General features: G+C 72.4%; 13 protein-coding genes. 1 reads left to right on the top strand and 12 read right to left on the bottom strand.

The features are described from left to right. Positions 1 to 2: 2 nt before the first annotated feature. Entirely contained in the window at positions 3 to 407 is a 405-nt protein-coding gene (locus F9278_RS14585; protein ID WP_152168722.1) for a globin, read from the bottom strand. A gap of 119 nt (positions 408 to 526) precedes the next feature. On the opposite strand from F9278_RS14585, the gene F9278_RS14580 reads away from it, so the two are divergent. Next, positions 527 to 1,507, top strand: coding sequence for a methyltransferase domain-containing protein (locus F9278_RS14580; RefSeq protein WP_152168721.1), 981 nt, complete (start codon positions 527 to 529; stop codon positions 1,505 to 1,507). Between the two features lie 64 nt (positions 1,508 to 1,571). Here the strand turns inward: F9278_RS14580 and F9278_RS14575 are convergent, their stop codons facing one another. From F9278_RS14575 to F9278_RS14525, 11 genes are all read right to left on the bottom strand, one after another. Beyond that, positions 1,572 to 3,275: an FHA domain-containing protein gene (locus F9278_RS14575; RefSeq protein WP_152168720.1), complete on the bottom strand. Its 1,704-nt coding sequence runs from the start codon at positions 3,273 to 3,275 to the stop codon at positions 1,572 to 1,574. Between the two features lie 72 nt (positions 3,276 to 3,347). Beyond that, positions 3,348 to 4,694, bottom strand: a complete 1,347-nt coding sequence (locus tag F9278_RS14570) for a vWA domain-containing protein (protein ID WP_152168719.1) — start codon at positions 4,692 to 4,694, stop codon at positions 3,348 to 3,350. Between the two features lie 109 nt (positions 4,695 to 4,803). Beyond that, a complete protein-coding gene (locus tag F9278_RS14565) occupies positions 4,804 to 6,123 on the bottom strand; it encodes a PP2C family serine/threonine-protein phosphatase (protein ID WP_152168718.1) in 1,320 nt (439 codons plus the stop codon). Next, the gene (locus tag F9278_RS14560) at positions 6,124 to 8,823 is read right to left on the bottom strand and encodes a serine/threonine-protein kinase (RefSeq protein ID WP_152168717.1); all 2,700 of its coding nucleotides are present in this window, start codon (positions 8,821 to 8,823) and stop codon (positions 6,124 to 6,126) included. After that, entirely contained in the window at positions 8,820 to 10,145 is a 1,326-nt protein-coding gene (locus F9278_RS14555) for a hypothetical protein (protein WP_152168716.1), read from the bottom strand. The genes F9278_RS14560 and F9278_RS14555 overlap by 4 nt, the downstream gene beginning before the upstream one ends. Before the next feature lie 81 nt (positions 10,146 to 10,226). Beyond that, positions 10,227 to 11,276 (bottom strand): glutamate ABC transporter substrate-binding protein, encoded by a 1,050-nt coding sequence (locus tag F9278_RS14550; protein ID WP_152168715.1) that lies wholly within the window; start codon positions 11,274 to 11,276, stop codon positions 10,227 to 10,229. 20 nt (positions 11,277 to 11,296) lie between these two features. Then, positions 11,297 to 12,778: a hypothetical protein gene (locus F9278_RS14545; RefSeq protein WP_193241481.1), complete on the bottom strand. Its 1,482-nt coding sequence runs from the start codon at positions 12,776 to 12,778 to the stop codon at positions 11,297 to 11,299. A gap of 277 nt (positions 12,779 to 13,055) precedes the next feature. Further along, complete coding sequence (locus tag F9278_RS14540; protein ID WP_152173863.1) at positions 13,056 to 14,012, bottom strand: N-acetylglucosamine kinase; 957 nt, start codon at positions 14,010 to 14,012, stop codon at positions 13,056 to 13,058. A 104-nt stretch (positions 14,013 to 14,116) separates the two neighbouring features. After that, complete coding sequence (locus F9278_RS14535) at positions 14,117 to 15,382, bottom strand: 6-phospho-beta-glucosidase (RefSeq protein ID WP_152168714.1); 1,266 nt, start codon at positions 15,380 to 15,382, stop codon at positions 14,117 to 14,119. 7 nt (positions 15,383 to 15,389) lie between these two features. Beyond that, positions 15,390 to 16,304, bottom strand: a complete 915-nt coding sequence (locus tag F9278_RS14530; RefSeq protein WP_152168713.1) for a carbohydrate ABC transporter permease — start codon at positions 16,302 to 16,304, stop codon at positions 15,390 to 15,392. Then, positions 16,304 to 17,284, bottom strand: coding sequence for a carbohydrate ABC transporter permease (locus F9278_RS14525; protein ID WP_152168712.1), 981 nt, complete (start codon positions 17,282 to 17,284; stop codon positions 16,304 to 16,306). Before F9278_RS14525 ends, F9278_RS14530 begins: the two co-directional genes overlap by 1 nt. Between the last annotated feature and the right edge of the window lie 22 nt (positions 17,285 to 17,306).

The raw sequence follows: 17,306 nt of genomic DNA, 5'->3' as shown, positions 1-17,306 counted from the left end.
GCTCAGCCCGGGGAGTTCACCATCGAGGCCGCGGCGTAGGTGAGGTAGTTCCAGAGGGTGTGCTCGTGCTCCTCGGACAGGCCCAGCTCGTCGACGGCGTCGCGCATGTGCTTCAGCCAGGCGTCGTGGGCGGCGCGGTCCACGGTGAACGGGGCGTGGCGCATCCGGAGCCGGGGGTGGCCGCGGTTCTCGCTGTACGTGGTGGGGCCGCCCCAGTACTGCATCAGGAACAGCGCGAAGCGGTCCTCGGCAGGGCCCAGGTCCTCCTCGGGATACATCGGCCGCAGGAGCGGATCCCCGGCCACACCCTCGTAGAAACGGTGTACGAGGCGTCGGAAGGTCTCCTCGCCGCCGACCTGCTCGTAGAAGGTCTGCTCCTGAAGCGTGCCGCGCCGAATCTCATTCACGTTCCCATGGTCTCAGACGCGGCGACGGAGGACTTGCGGCCTAGGTCCAGGACCGGTGGATTCCGGGCCGGAGGGTCCCGGTGCTCGCCTCCGGGGGCGTCCGGCCGCACAGTGGAGGTATGGGCTCGGACACCGTGGACCACGATCTGGAACGCCTCGCCGCCGAGGCCCGGTCGGCGCTGGTGCGGGAGATCGAGGCGAGCGGGGCGTGGGACGCCGACCTGGAGTGGCGGAAGGCGTTCGAGAGCGTTCCCCGGCATCTCTTCGTGCCCTACTACTACGTGGGCGGTGTGGGTGGATTCGAGCGGCTGTGGGGCGAGGAGCGCGACCCCGGGCGGCGGGCCCGCTGGGTGCGGGGCGCGTACGCCGACGCCCCGCTCGCCACGCGGGTGCGGAACGGGGAGCTGATCTCCTCCAGCAGCCAGCCGTCGCTGATGGCGATGATGCTGGCCGAGCTGGGGGTGGAGGACGGCGACCGGGTGCTGGAGATCGGCGCGGGCACCGGCTACAACGCCGCCCTGCTGGCGCACCGGCTGGGGGACGACCTGGTCACGACCGTCGATCTGGACGCCGACATCACGGAGGCGGCGCGCACGCATCTGCACGCCGCCGGGTACCACCCGACCGTCGTCACCGGGGACGGCGCGCGCGGGGTGCCCGAGCGGGCGCCGTACGACCGGATCATCGCGACCTGCACGCTGCACTCGATCCCGCGCGCCTGGCTCGCCCAGTGCACGCCCGGCGCGCACGTCCTGACCCCGCTGGCCACCGGGCTGGTGCGGCTGCGGGTCGAGGACGCCGAGCACGCCGAGGGGCGCTTCCTGCACACGTCGGCGTACTTCGTGCCGCTGCGCGGGGGCAGTGAGCCGGAGGTGGTGCGTCCGCATCTCGGCGGGCTGCCGCACCGGGCCAGGGACCATGAGCTGTTCCGGTTCCTGCTGGCGCTGACGGCGGCCAGTCTCGACCCGCACGAGGCGCTCGCCCTGTGGCAGCGCGAGGGCATGCCGTCCCGTGAGCGCTACGGCATCACGGTCCGCGGCGACCGCGCCTGGGCCTGGCTGGACGACCCCGAGGGGGCGTACGCCTGGCCGCTGCCGTGAGACGGCTCGGGGCCGGCCGAAGTCGCTCGGCCGGCCCCGGTCGTGATCACCGTGGTGGGGTGGTTCAGCCCCGGCGGATCGTGATCGTCGTCCACGCGCCCACGTGGACCCGGTCCCCGTCCTGGAGGGGGATCGGGACGAAGGGCTGGATGGGGTCCTCGGAACCGTTGACCGTGGTGCCGTTCGTGGAGTTCTGGTCGACGACCGCCCAGCTGCCGTCGGGCTGCTGCACCAGCACCGCGTGCTGGTGCGAGACGCCCGGGTCCTCCGGCGGCACCGACAGATCGATGTCGGGGGTGTCGCCGGTGGAGTGCCGGCGGCGTCCGATGGTGATCTGGTTGCCGGTGAGGGCGCGCCGCTGCTCCGGGGAGTACGCGGGCAGGTTCAGGCCCGCCGCCTCGGGGCCCGAGCGCTGCATCATCGCCATGAAGTAGTCGCGGTCCGGGCCGATGGTCGCGCTCCAGGTCGTCGGCGCCTGCGGGTACGCGGGGCCGGGCGGGGCCTGGGTGGCACCGGGCTGCGGGTAGCCGTAGCCACCGGGTCCACCGGGTCCACCTTGACCGCCGGGGCCGGTCGACGGCGGGGAGATCACCCAGTCGTCGTCGCCACCGAAGGAGGGTCCGCCACCGGGACCCTGACCACCGGGACCGGGGCCGGGTCCACCCGGTCCGCCGGGGTTCCCGGGCTGCGGTCGCCGGGTCTCCTGCGGGAAGGCCGGCGGAGCGGACGCCCCCGCCTGCTGGTAGCCCTGCGGTGCCCCACCGGGGCCGCCCGGTCCGCCGCCCTGGCCTTGGCCACCGGGGAATCCGGGTCCACCGGGTCCACCGGGACCCTGACCGCCCGGTGTGGGACCGGGCGGCGGAGGAACAGGCCGGGAGGGGTCGCCGAAGCCGCCGGGGCCGGGCCGCGAAGGGTCGCCGCCGAAGCCGGAGGGGCCGGGCCGCGAAGGGTCGCCGCCGAAGCCCGAGGGGCCGGGGCGTGAAGGATCGCCGCCGAACGCCGACTGGCCGGGCTGCCCCGGACCGGGACGGCCGGGCTGGCCCGAAGGCCCACCGCCGAACCCGGAGGAACCCCCGGGCCCCGGCGGGCCACCGGGGCCGCCAGGACCCCCGGGCCCACCCGGACGGCCCGGTCCACCCGGACCCTGACCGCCGTGTCCACCGGGGCCACCAGGACCTCCGGGTCCACCAGGACCGCCGAACCCACCGTTTCCGCCCGGTCCCCCGGGGCCGCCCGGACCCGACGAATCGCCGCCGAACGGTCCCGGCGGGATCGGTTCGGCGGGGCGGTTCATCTGGGAGGGGCGGGAGCTCTGGTAGTCGTACGCGTCACCGCCGCCGAAGGACGGCGGAGGCGGCTGTTGCTGCTGGAACCGGAGCGCCGGGTTCCCGCCGGGGCCGGGACCCTGACCGGGGCCGGGGCCGCCGGGACCGGGCGGCCCCGACCGGGGCGCGGCCGGGGTGTACGTCGTCGCGGTGTTGGTCAGGAAGTTCCACCGGCACTCCTCGCAGAAGGGCGCGCCGCCCTCGCGGGGCGTGCGGCACTGCGGGCAGAGTTCCGGCTCGGCGGCGAGGTGCGGGCGTCCCCCGGGGCCGCCGGGACCGCCCCCACCGGGAGGCGGGGGAGGGGAGCCGGGCGGCGGGTATCCGTAACCGGCGCCCGGGGGCGGCGGTGGAGGCGGCGGGGGTACGGCACCGGCCATACGGTGACCGCAGACCTCGCACCAGTCGTCGGAACCCGACTGGTGTCCGTTCGGGCAGGTCGGCATGTCGGCGCTTCCCCCTCTCCTTTCCGGCCTCACGGCCGGTTCCTGTGGCCGCGACGGGCCGGTGTGGTCTGCCTACTTCTTTACACGAACAGTCTTTGTGGACCGGGTCTCGAGAGTCATCTCGTCGGCCTCCGTGACCTTCGCCTTCAGTCGCACAGTACCTGTCGCCGCGTCGACCACGTCCACCACCTTCGCAAGCAGTTTCGCAGTATCCGCGTTCCCCGACGCGCTGGCGAGCTGAACGGCTCGTCCCAGCTTGGCCGTTGCCCCGTCGAAATCACCTGATTTGCGGGCATCCAAACCCTGCTGGATGACTTGTGCCAGTTCGGCCTGGCCCGTGTAGTGCGCGACCTGGGGGTTGATCGACGTCGACGCGACCATGTCGTCGGTCCACACCGCCTTCACCAGACCCTGGGCGCCGAGGTTCTGGACGGTGCCGTCGGGCTGCGGGATCACCAGGGAGACACGGGCGGCCAGCATCTCCTGGCCGAGGTCGGCGGACGGCACCTCGACACACACGTGGTAGTCGCGGGACTCGTCACCCCACGACCCGGTCGGGTAGTCCCCGGCACGCGGTCCGGCCTCCGTGCGACGGTCGGTCAACTGCTCGACCGTGGGTGCCACTTGCTTGACGAACTTGATCTGCGTACCGACCGGGGTCCACAGTCGCAGGGCGACGTCCGCGACCTCCTTGCCCATGGCCGCCTCCATCATCTGCGTGAAGTCGGCGGACAGGGCGGCCGGGTCGGCGACGATGTCGGCGGTGCCGAGCAGCGCGGAGGCGATCCCCGTGACCTCCTTCACCTCCCAGTCGGTGCCCACTCCACGCGCGTCACACGTGAACCGTCCGGCACAGGCGTCCAACGCGGCCTTCAAGTCCTCGGGCGACTCGTGCTCGTTGCGGCCGTCGGTGAGCAGGATGCCGTGGCGGATGGCGACGTCCGCCGAGGCGAGCAGCCGGTCCGCGAGCTTCAGCCAGGTGCCGATGGCGGTGCCGCCGCCCGCGCTGAGCCTGCGCAGCGCCTGCTTGGCCTGCTCCCGGGTGGCGGAGTCGGCGACCGCGAGCCGGCCGTTGCCCGGGTAGACCTCCCGGGCCACATGGGTGCCGTCGATCACCGCGAAGTGGACGCCGTCGCGCAGGGTGTCGATCGCGGCGGCCGTGGCGTCCCGGGCGTTGCGCATCTTGGTCGGCGGGTAGTCCATCGACCCCGAGCAGTCGACCATGAGCGCCACGGCGGCGGACGGGCCCTGGCCTGGCGAGTAGAGGTGCGGCGCGGCGACCGCGCTGCCGATGGTGCCGCCCCCCGTCGCGCTGACCGTCACGATGGCGTTGACCTCGCGGCCACCCTCGGGCAGGTACTCGTTCTGGTACACCTCGACCGAGAACCGCGGCACGTTCGACTTCGAGAAATTGGCCATGCCTACTCAGATCCCCCTAGCAGCCCCACTGTTGGCCCCACGGCACGTGGGGTGATGCCTGTCGTGCCCGTTCCGGACCGGTCCCCTCCGGTCCTCGTGGGCCGGGTGCTCAGGCCGATCCTGCCCCCTGAGGAGGGGCCGGGAACGGCAGGACGGCCACTGTTACGTTGTCGTGGCCCCCGCCGTCGAGCGCCCGGCCGACCAGGACCTGCGCGCAGTGCAGCGGTCGCCCGGCCGCGTCCGGCGGCACGGCCTCGGCCATGTCCTCGGCGGCCTCCGCGTAGTTCCACAGTCCGTCGGTGCACACCACCACTACACCCGGCCGGTCCGGCTTGAAGGAAGCGGTGTGCGGCTCCAGTTCGTACGCGTCCGCGCCGAGCCAGCCGGTGATCGCGTGGGCGCGCTCGTCGGCGTACGCCTCGGCCTCGTTCATCAGTCCCGCGGACACCATCTGTGCCGCCCACGAGTCGTCCTCGGTGAGCCGGGCCGGGGGCGCGCCGCGGTCCACCGGGACCCAGTAGGCCCGGCTGTCGCCGACCCAGCCGACCACGAGCAGGCTCGGGGTGATGATCGAGCCGACGATGGTGCAGGCCGGCGCGTTCTGGTGCGGGGCGTGCTCCTGGGCCGTCTCCGGCTCCTCCGCCAGGGCGTTGACCGCGCCCGCGGCGGCGATGATCGCGTCGTGCATGGCCTGTTGCGGGTGGGTGCCGCGCGGCAGGGAGTCCAGCACCGTCTCGTTGGCGACGCGGGCCGCGGCGAGCGAGGCGTCGTCGGGGCGGGTCGCGGAGGAGACGCCGTCGCAGACGATCGCGACGACCGCGGGGGAGCCGTCGGGCAGCGCCGTCGAGGAGATCGCGAACGCGTCCTCGTTGCGGTGGTGCCGCAGGCCCCGGTCGCTGACCGCGGCGACCGCGCCCAACTCCAGTTCCATGTGGTCGCGTTCGCGCGGCTGGGCGTGCCCGCAGTTCTCGCAGTAGCCGTCCCGGTCGACATGGCCCGCGCGGCAGGCCACGCACAGCTTCGTACCGGCCGGCGGGGTGGCCAGGTCGGCGGTGCGCGGGTCCGGCGGCAGGGGCGCGGCCAGCGGGTACTCGTCGGGCTCGCGGGGCCGGTCGAACCGTACGCCCCGCCCCGCGCCGGGCAGTTCGCCGCCGCCGGAGTCGGTGCCCGGGATGTCGGTGGGGCGGACCACCGGCGGGGGCGTGTCGGAGCTGGGCTCGGAGGCGAGGGGCCAGGCCACGGACGCGGCCTCGTCGGGCGCCTCGCCCGCCGTCCCGTTCATGGTGATCGTCGGCTGGTCCTCCGGCGGCGCGGGCACCGCCGAGAGGTCATGGCCGCACGCACCGCAGAAGCGGTCCTCCGAGGCGAGGGGCCACTCGCAGATCGGGCACTTCGTCAGCGCGGTCGGCTGGGGCATCTGGGACATCAACTACACCCACGTCCGGGGGCGGTAACGGTTGGCACGTTCCACCAGGTCGATCCTCTCCTCGCCGCCTTGGGCGAGCCGGGCCAAAGTGCGGTACGACCGCTCCAGTCCGAAGCGGAGGCCACGCTCGTCCAGCGCGCTGCCGAGCAGCACCCGCTCGGCCGCCGGGGGCGCGGCACCCTGGCTACCGGAGAGTACCCAGTCCAGGGCGCAGCCAAGGACCTCTGTGGACAACTGCTCACGGCGCACCGCGTCCAGACCGTACCCGCCGAGCGCCTCGATCTGCCCGGCGGCAGCGGTCAGATCGTCCAGGAACGGTGCGTCCGGGACGGCCCCGGACGGCACGGTCGCGGAGGGCGAGGCCCCGGACGGCACGGTTCCCGACGGAGCGGCCCCGGACGGCACGGGCGTCGCCTCCGTGCGGTGTCTGAGCCGGGCCCGTACGGCGGCGACCCGGGCGGCGGTGTAGTGGATGGACGCCTCAGGTACGGACTCCAGGACCTGGACGGCGTTCTGCCGGTCCCCGGCGGTCAGCCGCACCCGGGCCAGCCCGAACGCGGTGCTGACGAAGCTCGGGTCGGTCGTCCACACCAGACGGTAGTACTCGGCGGCGTTGTCCAGCTGCCCGAGCACCTCCGCGCACAGGCCGAGGGCCAGCTTGGGGGCCGGCTCGCCGGGGAAGGCGTCGTAGATGGCGTCGAAGGACAGCGCGGCGTTCTCGTGGTCGCCGGTGGCCAGCGCGGCCACGCCCCGGTACCAGACCACCCGCCAGTCGTCGGGGTGGTCCCGCTCCAGGGCGTCCAGGGTGGCCAGCGCGATGGTGAACTCGGCCATCTCCAGCCGGGCCCGCAGCTCCCGCAGCCGCAGCTCCAGCGAGCCGCTGGGCGCCGAGTGCAGCGCCGTGATCAGCTCGGTCGGCGCGGAGGTCATGAGCCCCGCCAGGAACCCGGCGTTCGGGTCCCCCGGGTCCACGCGCGGGACGGGCAGCGCGAGAGCCGCGGCGGCGGTGTCCAGCTCCCGGGTGAGCCGGGCGGGCACGGCCGCGCCCCCGGTCAGCGGCGCGGGCGTACCGGACGGCGAAGATCCGTTACCGACGGCCGGCGTGGCGGGCGAACTCCCGTTCCCGGCCGCCCCCTTGCCTCGCCACGGCCCCTTCCCCACCGGAATCACCCGGGTCCCCAGCCGGGACACCTCGCCGTCCAGCTTCGCGAACAACTCCGTGTCCGTGACCCGCACTTCCGGGCCGAAGATCGTCGACATGGCGGGGCGGGCCCGACCCGTCTGGAGCGAGACGACCTCCCGCAGCACACCCGTCAGCTGCTCCGACATCTCCTGCGCGGAGGCGAACCGGCGGGCCGGGTCGGGGTCGGTGGCACGTACCAGCAGCCGGTAGAAGGACTCGTACCGGCGGAAGACCTCGATGTTGTCGGGGTCGGGCAGGGAGTCCACGAAGACGTTCGTGTACCCCTGGAAGTCGAAGGTGAGGACCGCGAGCGTCCGGGCGACCGTGTACAGGTCGGAGGCCACCGACGGGCCCACGTCGGCGACTTCGGGCGCCTGGTAGCCGACCGTGCCGTAGATGGCCGACTCGTCGTCGTCCATCCTGCGCACCGCGCCCATGTCGATCAGCTTGAGCTGGTCCTCGGTCTGGATCGCGTTGTCGACCTTGAAGTCGCAGTACAGCAGATTGCGGCTGTGCAGATGCCCGAGCGCCTCCAGCGCCTCGATGCCGTACGCGCACGCCTGCTCGACCGGGAGCGGATCGCGGCGGCCGTCCGTCGTGCGACGGCCGTTGGCGATCTCCTTCAGCGACTTTCCGCCGACGTACTCCATGACGATGTACCCGTCCAGCGAACCGGTGCGCTGGTCGAGGTGCTCGACGAAGTTGTAGATGCGGACGATGTTGGAGTGTTCGATCTCGGCGAGGAAGCGGCGCTCGGAGATCGCGGCGGCCATCGCGTCCTGGTCGCCGGTGTCCAGCAGACCCTTCAGCACCACCCAGCGGTCCGACACCGCCCGGTCTATGGCCAGATAGATCCAGCCCAGACCGCCGTGCGCGAGACAGCCCACGACCTCGTACTGGCCGCGCACGATGTCGCCCGAGTGCAGCTTCGGCACGAACGAGTACGGATGGCCGCACTTGGTGCAGAAGCCCTCCGTGCGCCCCGGCCGCTCACCGCGCGCCCGGCCGACCGGCGCCCCGCAGTCGGAGCGCGAGCAGAACCGCTTCCGCTCGGGCACCTCCGCGGACTCCAGCACCATCGAACGCGGGTCCGGGCGCGGTACGTCCGGGACCTGGACGAGACCGACGCCCAGCCGCGCCCGACCCGAGGAACCGGCGGTCTTGCCGGAGCTGCGCACCGACACCGAGCGGCCCGTCGACCTGCCCGACAGGGCCCGCGAGAGACGGCCCGAGACCGAGCGCCGGGACTGCGAGGAGCGCGCGGACGTCCGTGAGGAGCGCGAGGAGCGCGAGGAGCGCGAACTGCCGGAACCGGAGCCGCGCGAGCCCCGGCCGCCCCCGGTGATACCGGTGGGCGGCGAGTTGACCATGCCGCTCGCCGAGACGACCGGCGCCAGACCGCACTCGTCGCAGTACAGCTCGCCGCCGCCCACGTCCTCGTAGCCGCCCGAGCAGCCGGGCCGCTGACACGGCTGCCGCGCGGCCTCCTCGCTCGTCGGGTTCTCCTCGGTCTGACTCACGATTCCTCCTCCCGCCGGTCCTGGGGCGCGCGCGGGGCGGGCACCGAACCGCCCAGCAGTTCGACCGCCGCGTGCTGGTAGCGCAGCACCGCCATCTCGGCGACCCGCAGGTCGCAGGGGGCGCTCCACAGCATGCGGCGCGCCGCGTCGTACCGCTCGACCAGCAGCGAGTCCTCCGCGAAGCCGTGCCGGGCGACCTTCGCCTTGTACGCGTCGAGCCGGCCGCGCAGCTCCGCGCGGACCGCCAGCGGCGCGGTCACCGCCGTCAACGACTCCCGGGCGCGCAGCAGTTCGTCGTCCGCCTTCTGCTCCAGGGACTCCAGCAGAGGGGACAGCCGGTGCCACTGCGCGTGTCTGCGGTACTCCGCCGCCATCGCCAACTGCTCCTGCAGCACCGTCGGCGGGCCGCTCACCACGGGCACCTCGGTCGCGGCGATCTTCGCCAGCACCTCACCGCGCGCGCTGCGCGCCTCGGCGAGCGTACGGTCCGCGCGGCTGAGCACGTCCCGCAGCTTCACCAACCGCGACTCGGCGTCCTGCCGGACCGTCAGCACGGCGTCGATCTCCCGCCGTACGTCCTCCAGGGCGCGCGCCTCGCGGTCGTACGTCGTGGTGTCCGGACGGCCGCCGCCGGGCGCCGAACTGCCCGGTGCCGGGACCCAGAAGGCCAGCGGGTCGGAGACGACCTGCTCACGGAGGCGGGTCAGGGTGCGGGTGATCCGCTCCAGATCGTCGCCGGCCGGGTGCTCGCCGGGGCGTACGCCCACGGAGTGCGCGAGCTGGCGGGTGCGCTGGAGCTCGGCGGCCAGTAAATCGATCCGCGCGGGCAGCGCGGACCACACCGCGTCGGCGGCCACCACCATGTCCAGCGAGGACGCGTACAGGTCGTTCATCCGGTCCACGAGGCTGACCAGCGAGAACTGTTCGCTGAGCCGACTCCCGCCTTGGAGCGTCGGCGCGTTGGCCATCGCCGTCGCGGAGCCGGCCACCGTGACGGCCTCGCCGCGCAGCAGCTCGGTCAGCTCCACCAGGTCCTCACGGCTGGACCAGCGGCGCCGCGAACGGATCTCCCGGGCGGAGCGCAGCGCGTCCGTGTACGCGTCGAAGTACGCCCACAGCAACGTGATCGAGGCGTCCGCGGACGTCCAGCGCTCCTTGGTGACGCCGGTCAGCGCGGCGCCTTCGAGCAGCCTGCGGCCCGCGTGGTCCTGGAGGGCGAGCAGCGAGGTCTCGATGGCCTCGTGCTCCGCGCCGAGCCGCGCGAGCGCACGGTCCACATCGTCCCGGTCCATCACCGGCCCCGTGGATCCCGCGACGCCCATCGATCACCTCTCGCTGCTGTCGGTGTCCGTCTGTGGAAAGCGGTCCTTGTACGTCTGGTCCTGGTACGTCGGTCCTGTACGTCAGTCGCTGTACTGCTGTGGGGAAGGCGGCCGGGAGTTCGCCGAGTCGTTGCCGAGCGTCCCGGACAGCCAGGTGTCGTACGAGGTCTTCCAGCCGTCCTTGAGATAGTCCACCAGCACCTGGTTGACCCGGCGTACCAGATCCGTCGCGTCCTTGTTCATCGCCACGCCGTAGTACTCGGTGGTGAACGGCTCGCCCACCAGCTTCACGGTCGGATCCTGCGCCGCCTGGCTCGCGGCGAGGGCGCCGTCGGTGACCACGGCGTCGACCTGGCCGAGCTGGAGCCGTACCAGGCAGTCGAGTTGGTTGGGGACGGTCAGGGAGATGTCGGTGGAGTCGGGCAGCTTCCCCGTGTCCTTGCCGTCCTGGAGGGTGGACAGTGCCGTGGAAGTGGCCGCCGTGCAGATCTTCTTGTCCGCCAGCGTCTTGCCGTAGCCCTCGATCGTCGTCGACTTGGGGGCCAGGATCTGCTGCCCGGTCTCGAAGTACGGCTGGGAGAAGGCGACCTGCTTCATGCGCTCGCAACTGATCGTCATCGTGCGGACCACCATGTCGACCTCCCCCTCCTGGAGCGCGGGGATGCGTCGGCTGGTCGGAATCGCCTTGAAACGCACCTTCGTCCGGTCGCCGAGTATCTCCTCGGCGATGCGGTGCGCGATGTCGATGTCGAAGCCCTCCAGCTGGGCGTCGTCGTTGGTGCTGTTCGGGTCGCGATAGCCCCAGCGGTAGCTGTTCTGGTCGACGCCGACCGTGATGAAGTCGTTCTTCTCGATGCGCTCGATCGCCTTGTCGGACGCGTCGGAGGAGGGCCGCAGACTCTGGTTCTCCGGGGCCTTCATCGTGGCGCACTTGTCCGCCCGAGCCTGGGTGCCCCGGGCGGTCCCCTGGCCGCCGGTGGCCGTCGCGCCCTCGCCGCGGGTGCCCTTCACCGGCAGCACCAGGGCGAAGACCAGGGTCAGTGCGCAGAGGACCGCCATCGCGCCCACGCCGCCCCAGCCACTGAGACCGGCCCGCAGGCGCCGTACCGCTTTCATCGCGAGCCCTTCCACCGTGCCTCCTCCCGCCGCCGTCACCGGTACTCCGAAAGCCTGCGTCCGATGCCCAGCACCGCGCCCGCCGCGCCCAGCACGGCCAGTACGGCGGCACCGACGGGAAGACCCAGCATCGCCCTACGGCCGCCCTCGGCCGCCAGTTTGAACTCGTTCTTCTCGTACGCGCTCGCGATGCCCAGGTTCTTGTCGACCTCGTCGAAGCACTCGCCGGTCGGCTTGTCACCGTCCGGGCACTCGGACGTGGACCTGCCGCCGATCACCTGGGCGAGGGCGCACTGGTAGTCGCCCCTGTTGTCGGCGGCGCGGGCGTTCGCGTGCCGGTTCTGCCACGCCTCCATGCTCGCGCCGGCGGCCCGCACGGGCTTCGCTCCGCTGTCGTCGTCGGCCAGTCGTTCGGCGGCGGCCAGATGCTTCGTGAGCCCGGCCATCTCCACCTTGAACTGGTTGTCGAACTCGTCGACGTCCGTGGGCTTTCCGTCGACCATGATCTCGGTGGTCTGCGCGCCCCGGCTGATCAGCGTCAGGTTCTCGTTGCCGCGCGCGGTGAGGGAGGCGATGCGCGCGTCGTTCAGGACGGTCAGCGACCGCACACCGTGCTCATAGGACTCGTTCAGCCCCGAGCGGGCGACGGTGTGACCTCCGGCCAGCCACAGCAGCACGACGGTGGAGGCGGCCGTCGCCGCGACCAGGCCGTGGTTCAACACCCGGTTGGTGCGCCGGTAGTTGCGGCGCTGCGCCCAGACCAGGCCGCCGATGGCGATGACACCGAGACCGATCGCGGCCCACGGGTACGAGGTGGCGTCCGCGTAGTCGTCACGGAGCCGCTCGTTCTCGTTGTCGTAGATGCTCTGTGCCTCGCCGAGCATCTTCTGCATCTTGTCGTTGGCGTACCGCAGATAGGCGCCGCCCAGCGGGTACCCCAGCCGGTTGTTGGCGCGGGCCCGCTCCACCAGGCCCTTGTACTCGGGCAGCAGGCTGTTCAGTTCGGCGATGCGCTGCTCGGAGTCGGAGCCGGACTCGGACGCGGTCGCGGCGAAGGCCAACTGCTTCGCGGCCTCACCCATCTCCCGCTCGTAGTCCTCGCGCGACTCCTCGGTCTCCTGCCCGCCGGCGAGGAAACCGCTGGAGGCCGCCGTGTTGGCGGCGGCCAGCGAACTGTAGATCTCCGCCGCGGCCGAGCTGAGCGGCTGGCTGCCGTGCAGTACGTCGTCGGCGGCGGCGGCGCGGTCGGTCATCTGCCAGGCGGTGACGGAGCCGAACGCCACGACCAGGAGGGCGAGAAGGGCACCGATGATGCGCAGCCGGCCAGGCTCGGTCGTCGCGGCGGCACGCAGTTGGTCGACGCCCTCCGCGAACGCCGTCCGGCGGGGCGGGCCGCCGTCCGGGGACGGAGCCGGCCGGGGCGTCCCGGACGCGGGCGAGTTCTGTGGCGGCACGGCGGGGACCGGGCCCGCGGGTGGTGCCGTCGGTGGCGCGCTGCCCTCCGGCGTGAATGTCACCTGACCTCCCCCTGGTCATCCGTCCGTCACTTCCGCCCGCACGCACGGACAGAGGTGCACGGCCGCAAGTATCGCCGCCGGGACTGACAACGCACAGACCCTGACTCGATCTTGTTCCCCGATCGTGTCCGTATGCGCCGCGCCGGTCGCGTTCCGGCGCAGCACAAGGCTTCCCGCACCACCCCCCGCCCATGAATACGCGCTCCGGTCGGGTTCGGTTCCCTGCGACCTCGAACGCGTTCGAGGAGGGGAAACGAGGGGTGGCGCGGGGTGCGGGTCACCCTCCTTCGTAGTGCGCCCGCACGCGCGCGTGCACGGTCCTCGGCGCTCTCACCCGGTCGAGGCCGAGCAGCGCCGCGCCCAGCACCGGGGCGGCCGTGACCACCCGGGGGACGGCCTTGGGCGCGGCGGCGGCGAGCGCCTCCCGGATCCGGGCGTCGAGGAGGGGGTGCCGGGCGGCGAGGACCCCGCCGCCGAGGAGGACGGGGGTCTCCTCGCCGAGGAGGTCCAGGCGGGTCAGGGCCACCGTCGCCATGGCCACCACCTCCTCGGCCATCCGGTCCACCAGCGAGCGGGCCACCGGGTCGCCGGCGGTCGCCGTGGCGAACAGGACCGGGGTGAGCTCATGGCGGCGCGGGGCCGGGATGTGCTCCAGGTGCAGGGCCTCCACCAGCGCGTACACGGAGTCCAGGCCGAAGTGCGCGGGCAGGGTGTCGGCGAGCGCCGTGGGCCCGCCCCGGCCGTCCTCAGCGCGGGACGCGTGCCACATCGCCTCCTCGGCGAGGCCCCAACCGCCGCCCCAGTCCCCGGAGACGCGGCCGAGCGCCGGAAAGCGGGCGGTGCGGCCGTCGGGGCGCATCCCGACGCAGTTCACACCGGCCCCGCACACCACGGCCACGCCCCGGGGCTCGGCCACGCCGGCCCGCAGGATGGCGAAGGTGTCGTTGCGGACCTCGACGGTCGTGCCCCACGCGCGCGTGCCCAGCGCCGCCGCGAGCCGCTCCTCCTCCACGGGGAAGTCGGCGTTGGCCAGACAGGCCGAGACATGGTCGACCGAGCCGATCCCGGCCTCGGCGAGGGCCCGCCGTACGACCTCCGCGAGGCCGTCGACGGCCGTGGTCACCCCGACCGCCGGCGGCTGGAATCCGCCGCCGCGCGCCGCGCCCAGCACCTCCCCGTCCGGCGCGATCACGGCGACATCGGTCTTGCTGTTGCCGGCGTCGACGGCGAGCACGCTCCCACGCCCGCCGTCCCGCCCGCGCACGCCCGCTTCCGCAGCCGTACGCCCGCGCACGCCCGCTTCCGAAGCCGGACGCACGCCGTCGTCCACCCCCTCGCTCACGCCCACGCGAGGTGCTCCCGGTTGTGTGCGATCAGCCGGTCGGTGAGGGCCTCGGCGTACTCGTACTGGCCGATCAGGGGGTGCGAGAGCAGCGCCCGGAACACCCGGTCCCGGCCGCCGCGCAGGGCCGCGTCCAGGGCCAGGTCCTCGTACGCGGTCACGTTCGCCATCAGGCCCGCGTACAGCGGGTCCACGGCCTCCACCGGCAGCGGCGCGGCGCCCTGCCTGCCGACGGCGGCCTGCACCTCGATCACCGCGTCGGCGGGGAGGAAGGGCAGGGTGCCGTGGTTGAGGGTGTTCACCACCTGGTAGGTGCTGCCCCCGTCGCCCAGCAGCGACGCGGCGAGGTCGACGGCCGCCTCGGAGTAGAAGGCCCCGCCGCGCCTGGCGAGCAGCGCGGGCTTCTCGTCGAGCGCCGGGTCGGCGTACATCTCCAGCAACTGCCGTTCCATCGCCGCCACTTCGGCGGCCCGGGACGGCTTGGTGCCCAGCTCCCGCACGACCTCGTCGTGGGCGTAGTAGTAGCGCAGGTAGTAGGAGGGGACCACGCCGAGGCGGTCCAGGACCGGGCGGGGCAGGCGCAGATCGGCTGCGATCGTCTCGCCGTGGTCGGCCAGCAGCTTCGGCAGGACGTCCTCGCCGGAGGGGCCGCCGAGGCGGACCCCGGTCTCCCAGGTGAGGTGGTTGAGGCCCACGTGGTTCAGATGGACCTCGGCCGGGGTCACCCCGAGACGCTCGGCGAACTTCCGCTGCAGGCCGATCGCCACGTTGCACAGACCGACCGCCTTGTGGCCGGCCTTGAGCAGCGCCCGGGTCACGATCCCCACCGGGTTGGTGAAGTCGATGATCCAGGCGTCCGGGTTGGTCCGGCGGACCCGTTCGGCGATGTCCAGGACGACCGGGACCGTGCGCAGCGCCTTGGCGAGGCCGCCCGCGCCGGTGGTCTCCTGTCCGACGCAGCCGCACTCCAGCGGCCAGGTCTCGTCCTGCTCCCGGGCGGCCTGGCCGCCGATCCGGAGCTGGAGGAGGACCGCGTCGGCGCCCTCGACGCCCGCGTCCAGGTCACCGGTGGTGACGATCCGTCCGGGGTGGCCCTGGCGGGCGAAGATCCGCCGGGCCAGACCGCCGACCAGCTCCAGCCGGTCGGCGGCCGGATCGACGAGCACCAGCTCCTCGATCGGCAGCGTGTCCCTGAGCCGGGCGAACCCGTCGACGAGTTCGGGTGTGTAGGTCGAGCCTCCGCCGACCACAGTGAGCTTCATATGCGGATCAACCCTTTACTCCGGTCAGGGTGACGCCCTCGACGAACGCCTTCTGCGCGAAGAAGAACACGAGGATCACGGGGGCCATGACCAGCACGGTCGCGGCCATGGTCAGATTCCAGTCGGTGTGGTGCGCGCCCTTGAAGGACTCCAGGCCGTAACTGAGCGTCCACGCGGCCGGGTTCTCGGAGGCGTAGATCTGCGGGCCGAAGTAGTCGTTCCAGGCGTAGAAGAACTGGAACAGGGCGACGGCCGCGATGCCCGGCTTGGCCATCGGCAGGACGACCCGCAGCAGGGTGCGCAGTTCGCCGCAGCCGTCTACCCGGGCCGCGTCGAGGTACTCGTTCGGGATGGTCGTCAGGAACTGCCGCAGCAGGAAGATGGAGAACGCGTCACCGAACGCCATCGGGATGATCAGCGGCCACAGTGAACCGGACAGGTCCATCTGCTTGGCCCAGAACAGGTACATCGGGATCACGACGACCTGCGGCGGCAGCATCATCATCGAGATGACCAGCATCAGCGCCAGATTACGGCCGCGGAAGCGGAACTTGGCGAGGGCGTACGCCACCGGGATCGACGACACGACGGTCAGGACGGTGCCGAGGCCCGCGTAGATCAGGGTGTTCTTCCACCAGGTCAGGAAGCCGGGGGTGTCCAGCACCTGCCGGTAGTTGCTCCACTCCCAGGTGTCCGGGAGCAGATCGCGGGTCAGCGCCTGCTGGTCGCTCATCAGCGAGGTCAGCACGACGAAGACGAAGGGCAGGGTGAAGAAGAGCGCGGCGGCCACGCCGAGCGAGTGGACGGCGATCCACTCCAGCAGGGCCCGCCGGCGGGCGGTCCGCTCGCTGTCCGCGGCGGCCGGTGACACCACGGGCCTGTCGCGTACGGACTTGCCCTGCGCGTCGAGTGGTTGGGTCATCAGTCACCCGCTCCGATCAGTCCGCCCCGGCGCCGCATCAGCAGCGCGGTGAACACCATCGACAGGGCGAACAGCACGAGGGCGACCACACAGGCGGAGCCGTAGTCGAAGCGCTGGAAGCCGAGGTTGTAGACGAGCTGGGGCAGGGTCAGCGTCGACTTGTCCGGGTAGCCCGGCTCGAACTGCTGACCGGAGCCGCCGATGATGCCGGAGGCGACCTTCCCGGCGACCAGGGGCTGCGTGTAGTACTGCATCGTCTGGATCACGCCCGTGACCACCGCGAACATCACGATCGGCGAGATGGTCGGCAGCGTCACGAACCGGAACCGCTGCCAGGCCGACGCCCCGTCCAACTCGGCGGCCTCGTACTGCTCCTTCGGTACGTCGAGCAGCGCGGCCATGAAGATGACCATCAGATCGCCCACGCCCCACAGCGCGAGCGCGGTGAGCGCCGGCTTGGACCAGGTGGGGTCGGTGAACCAGCCGGGTGTCGGCAGACCCAGGTCGCCCAGGATCGCGTTGACCGGTCCGGTGCCGGGGTTGAGGAGGAAGACGAAGGCGAGGGTCGCGGCGACCGGCGGGGCCAGGTACGGCAGATAGAAGAGGGTGCGGAAGACACCCGTACCCGTCCTGATCTTGGTGATCAGCAGACCGATGCCGAGCCCGAACAGCACCCGGCAGGTCACCATCACCAGGACCAGCCAGAGGGTGTTGCGCAGGGCCGGCCAGAACATCGGGTAGTCGGTGAAGACGTAGGACCAGTTGCCCAGGCCGCGGAAGGACGGTGTACCGAAGCCGTCGTACTTCATCAGCGAGAAGTACACGGTCGACACCAGCGGATAGGCGAAGAAGACGCCGAACCCGATCAGCCAGGGTGACAGGAAGGCCACCGTTCGAAGCGCCGACCGGCGGCGCTTCGAACGGAGCGTGTGCGTGGACGCGGTGGACGCGAGCGACACGCGCGGGGAGTGCGTGGACATCGGAGGGATCCCGTTTCCCGTA

Source organism: Streptomyces phaeolivaceus (assembly GCF_009184865.1).
Classification (GTDB): Bacteria; Actinomycetota; Actinomycetes; order Streptomycetales; family Streptomycetaceae; genus Streptomyces; species Streptomyces phaeolivaceus.
This window is presented reverse-complemented; position numbering and strand designations above follow the sequence as displayed.

What these genes read in the sequence shown, in the direction of transcription:
- F9278_RS14525 (WP_152168712.1), bottom strand. Translation starts at nt 17,284, where the DNA reads ATGTCCACGCACTCCCCGCGCGTGTCGCTCGCGTCCACCGCGTCCACG.
- F9278_RS14575 (WP_152168720.1), bottom strand. Translation starts at nt 3,275, where the DNA reads ATGCCGACCTGCCCGAACGGACACCAGTCGGGTTCCGACGACTGGTGC.
- F9278_RS14570 (WP_152168719.1), bottom strand. Translation starts at nt 4,694, where the DNA reads ATGGCCAATTTCTCGAAGTCGAACGTGCCGCGGTTCTCGGTCGAGGTG.
- F9278_RS14535 (WP_152168714.1), bottom strand. Translation starts at nt 15,382, where the DNA reads ATGAAGCTCACTGTGGTCGGCGGAGGCTCGACCTACACACCCGAACTC.
- F9278_RS14580 (WP_152168721.1), top strand. Translation starts at nt 527, where the DNA reads ATGGGCTCGGACACCGTGGACCACGATCTGGAACGCCTCGCCGCCGAG.
- F9278_RS14555 (WP_152168716.1), bottom strand. Translation starts at nt 10,145, where the DNA reads ATGGGCGTCGCGGGATCCACGGGGCCGGTGATGGACCGGGACGATGTG.
- F9278_RS14530 (WP_152168713.1), bottom strand. Translation starts at nt 16,304, where the DNA reads ATGACCCAACCACTCGACGCGCAGGGCAAGTCCGTACGCGACAGGCCC.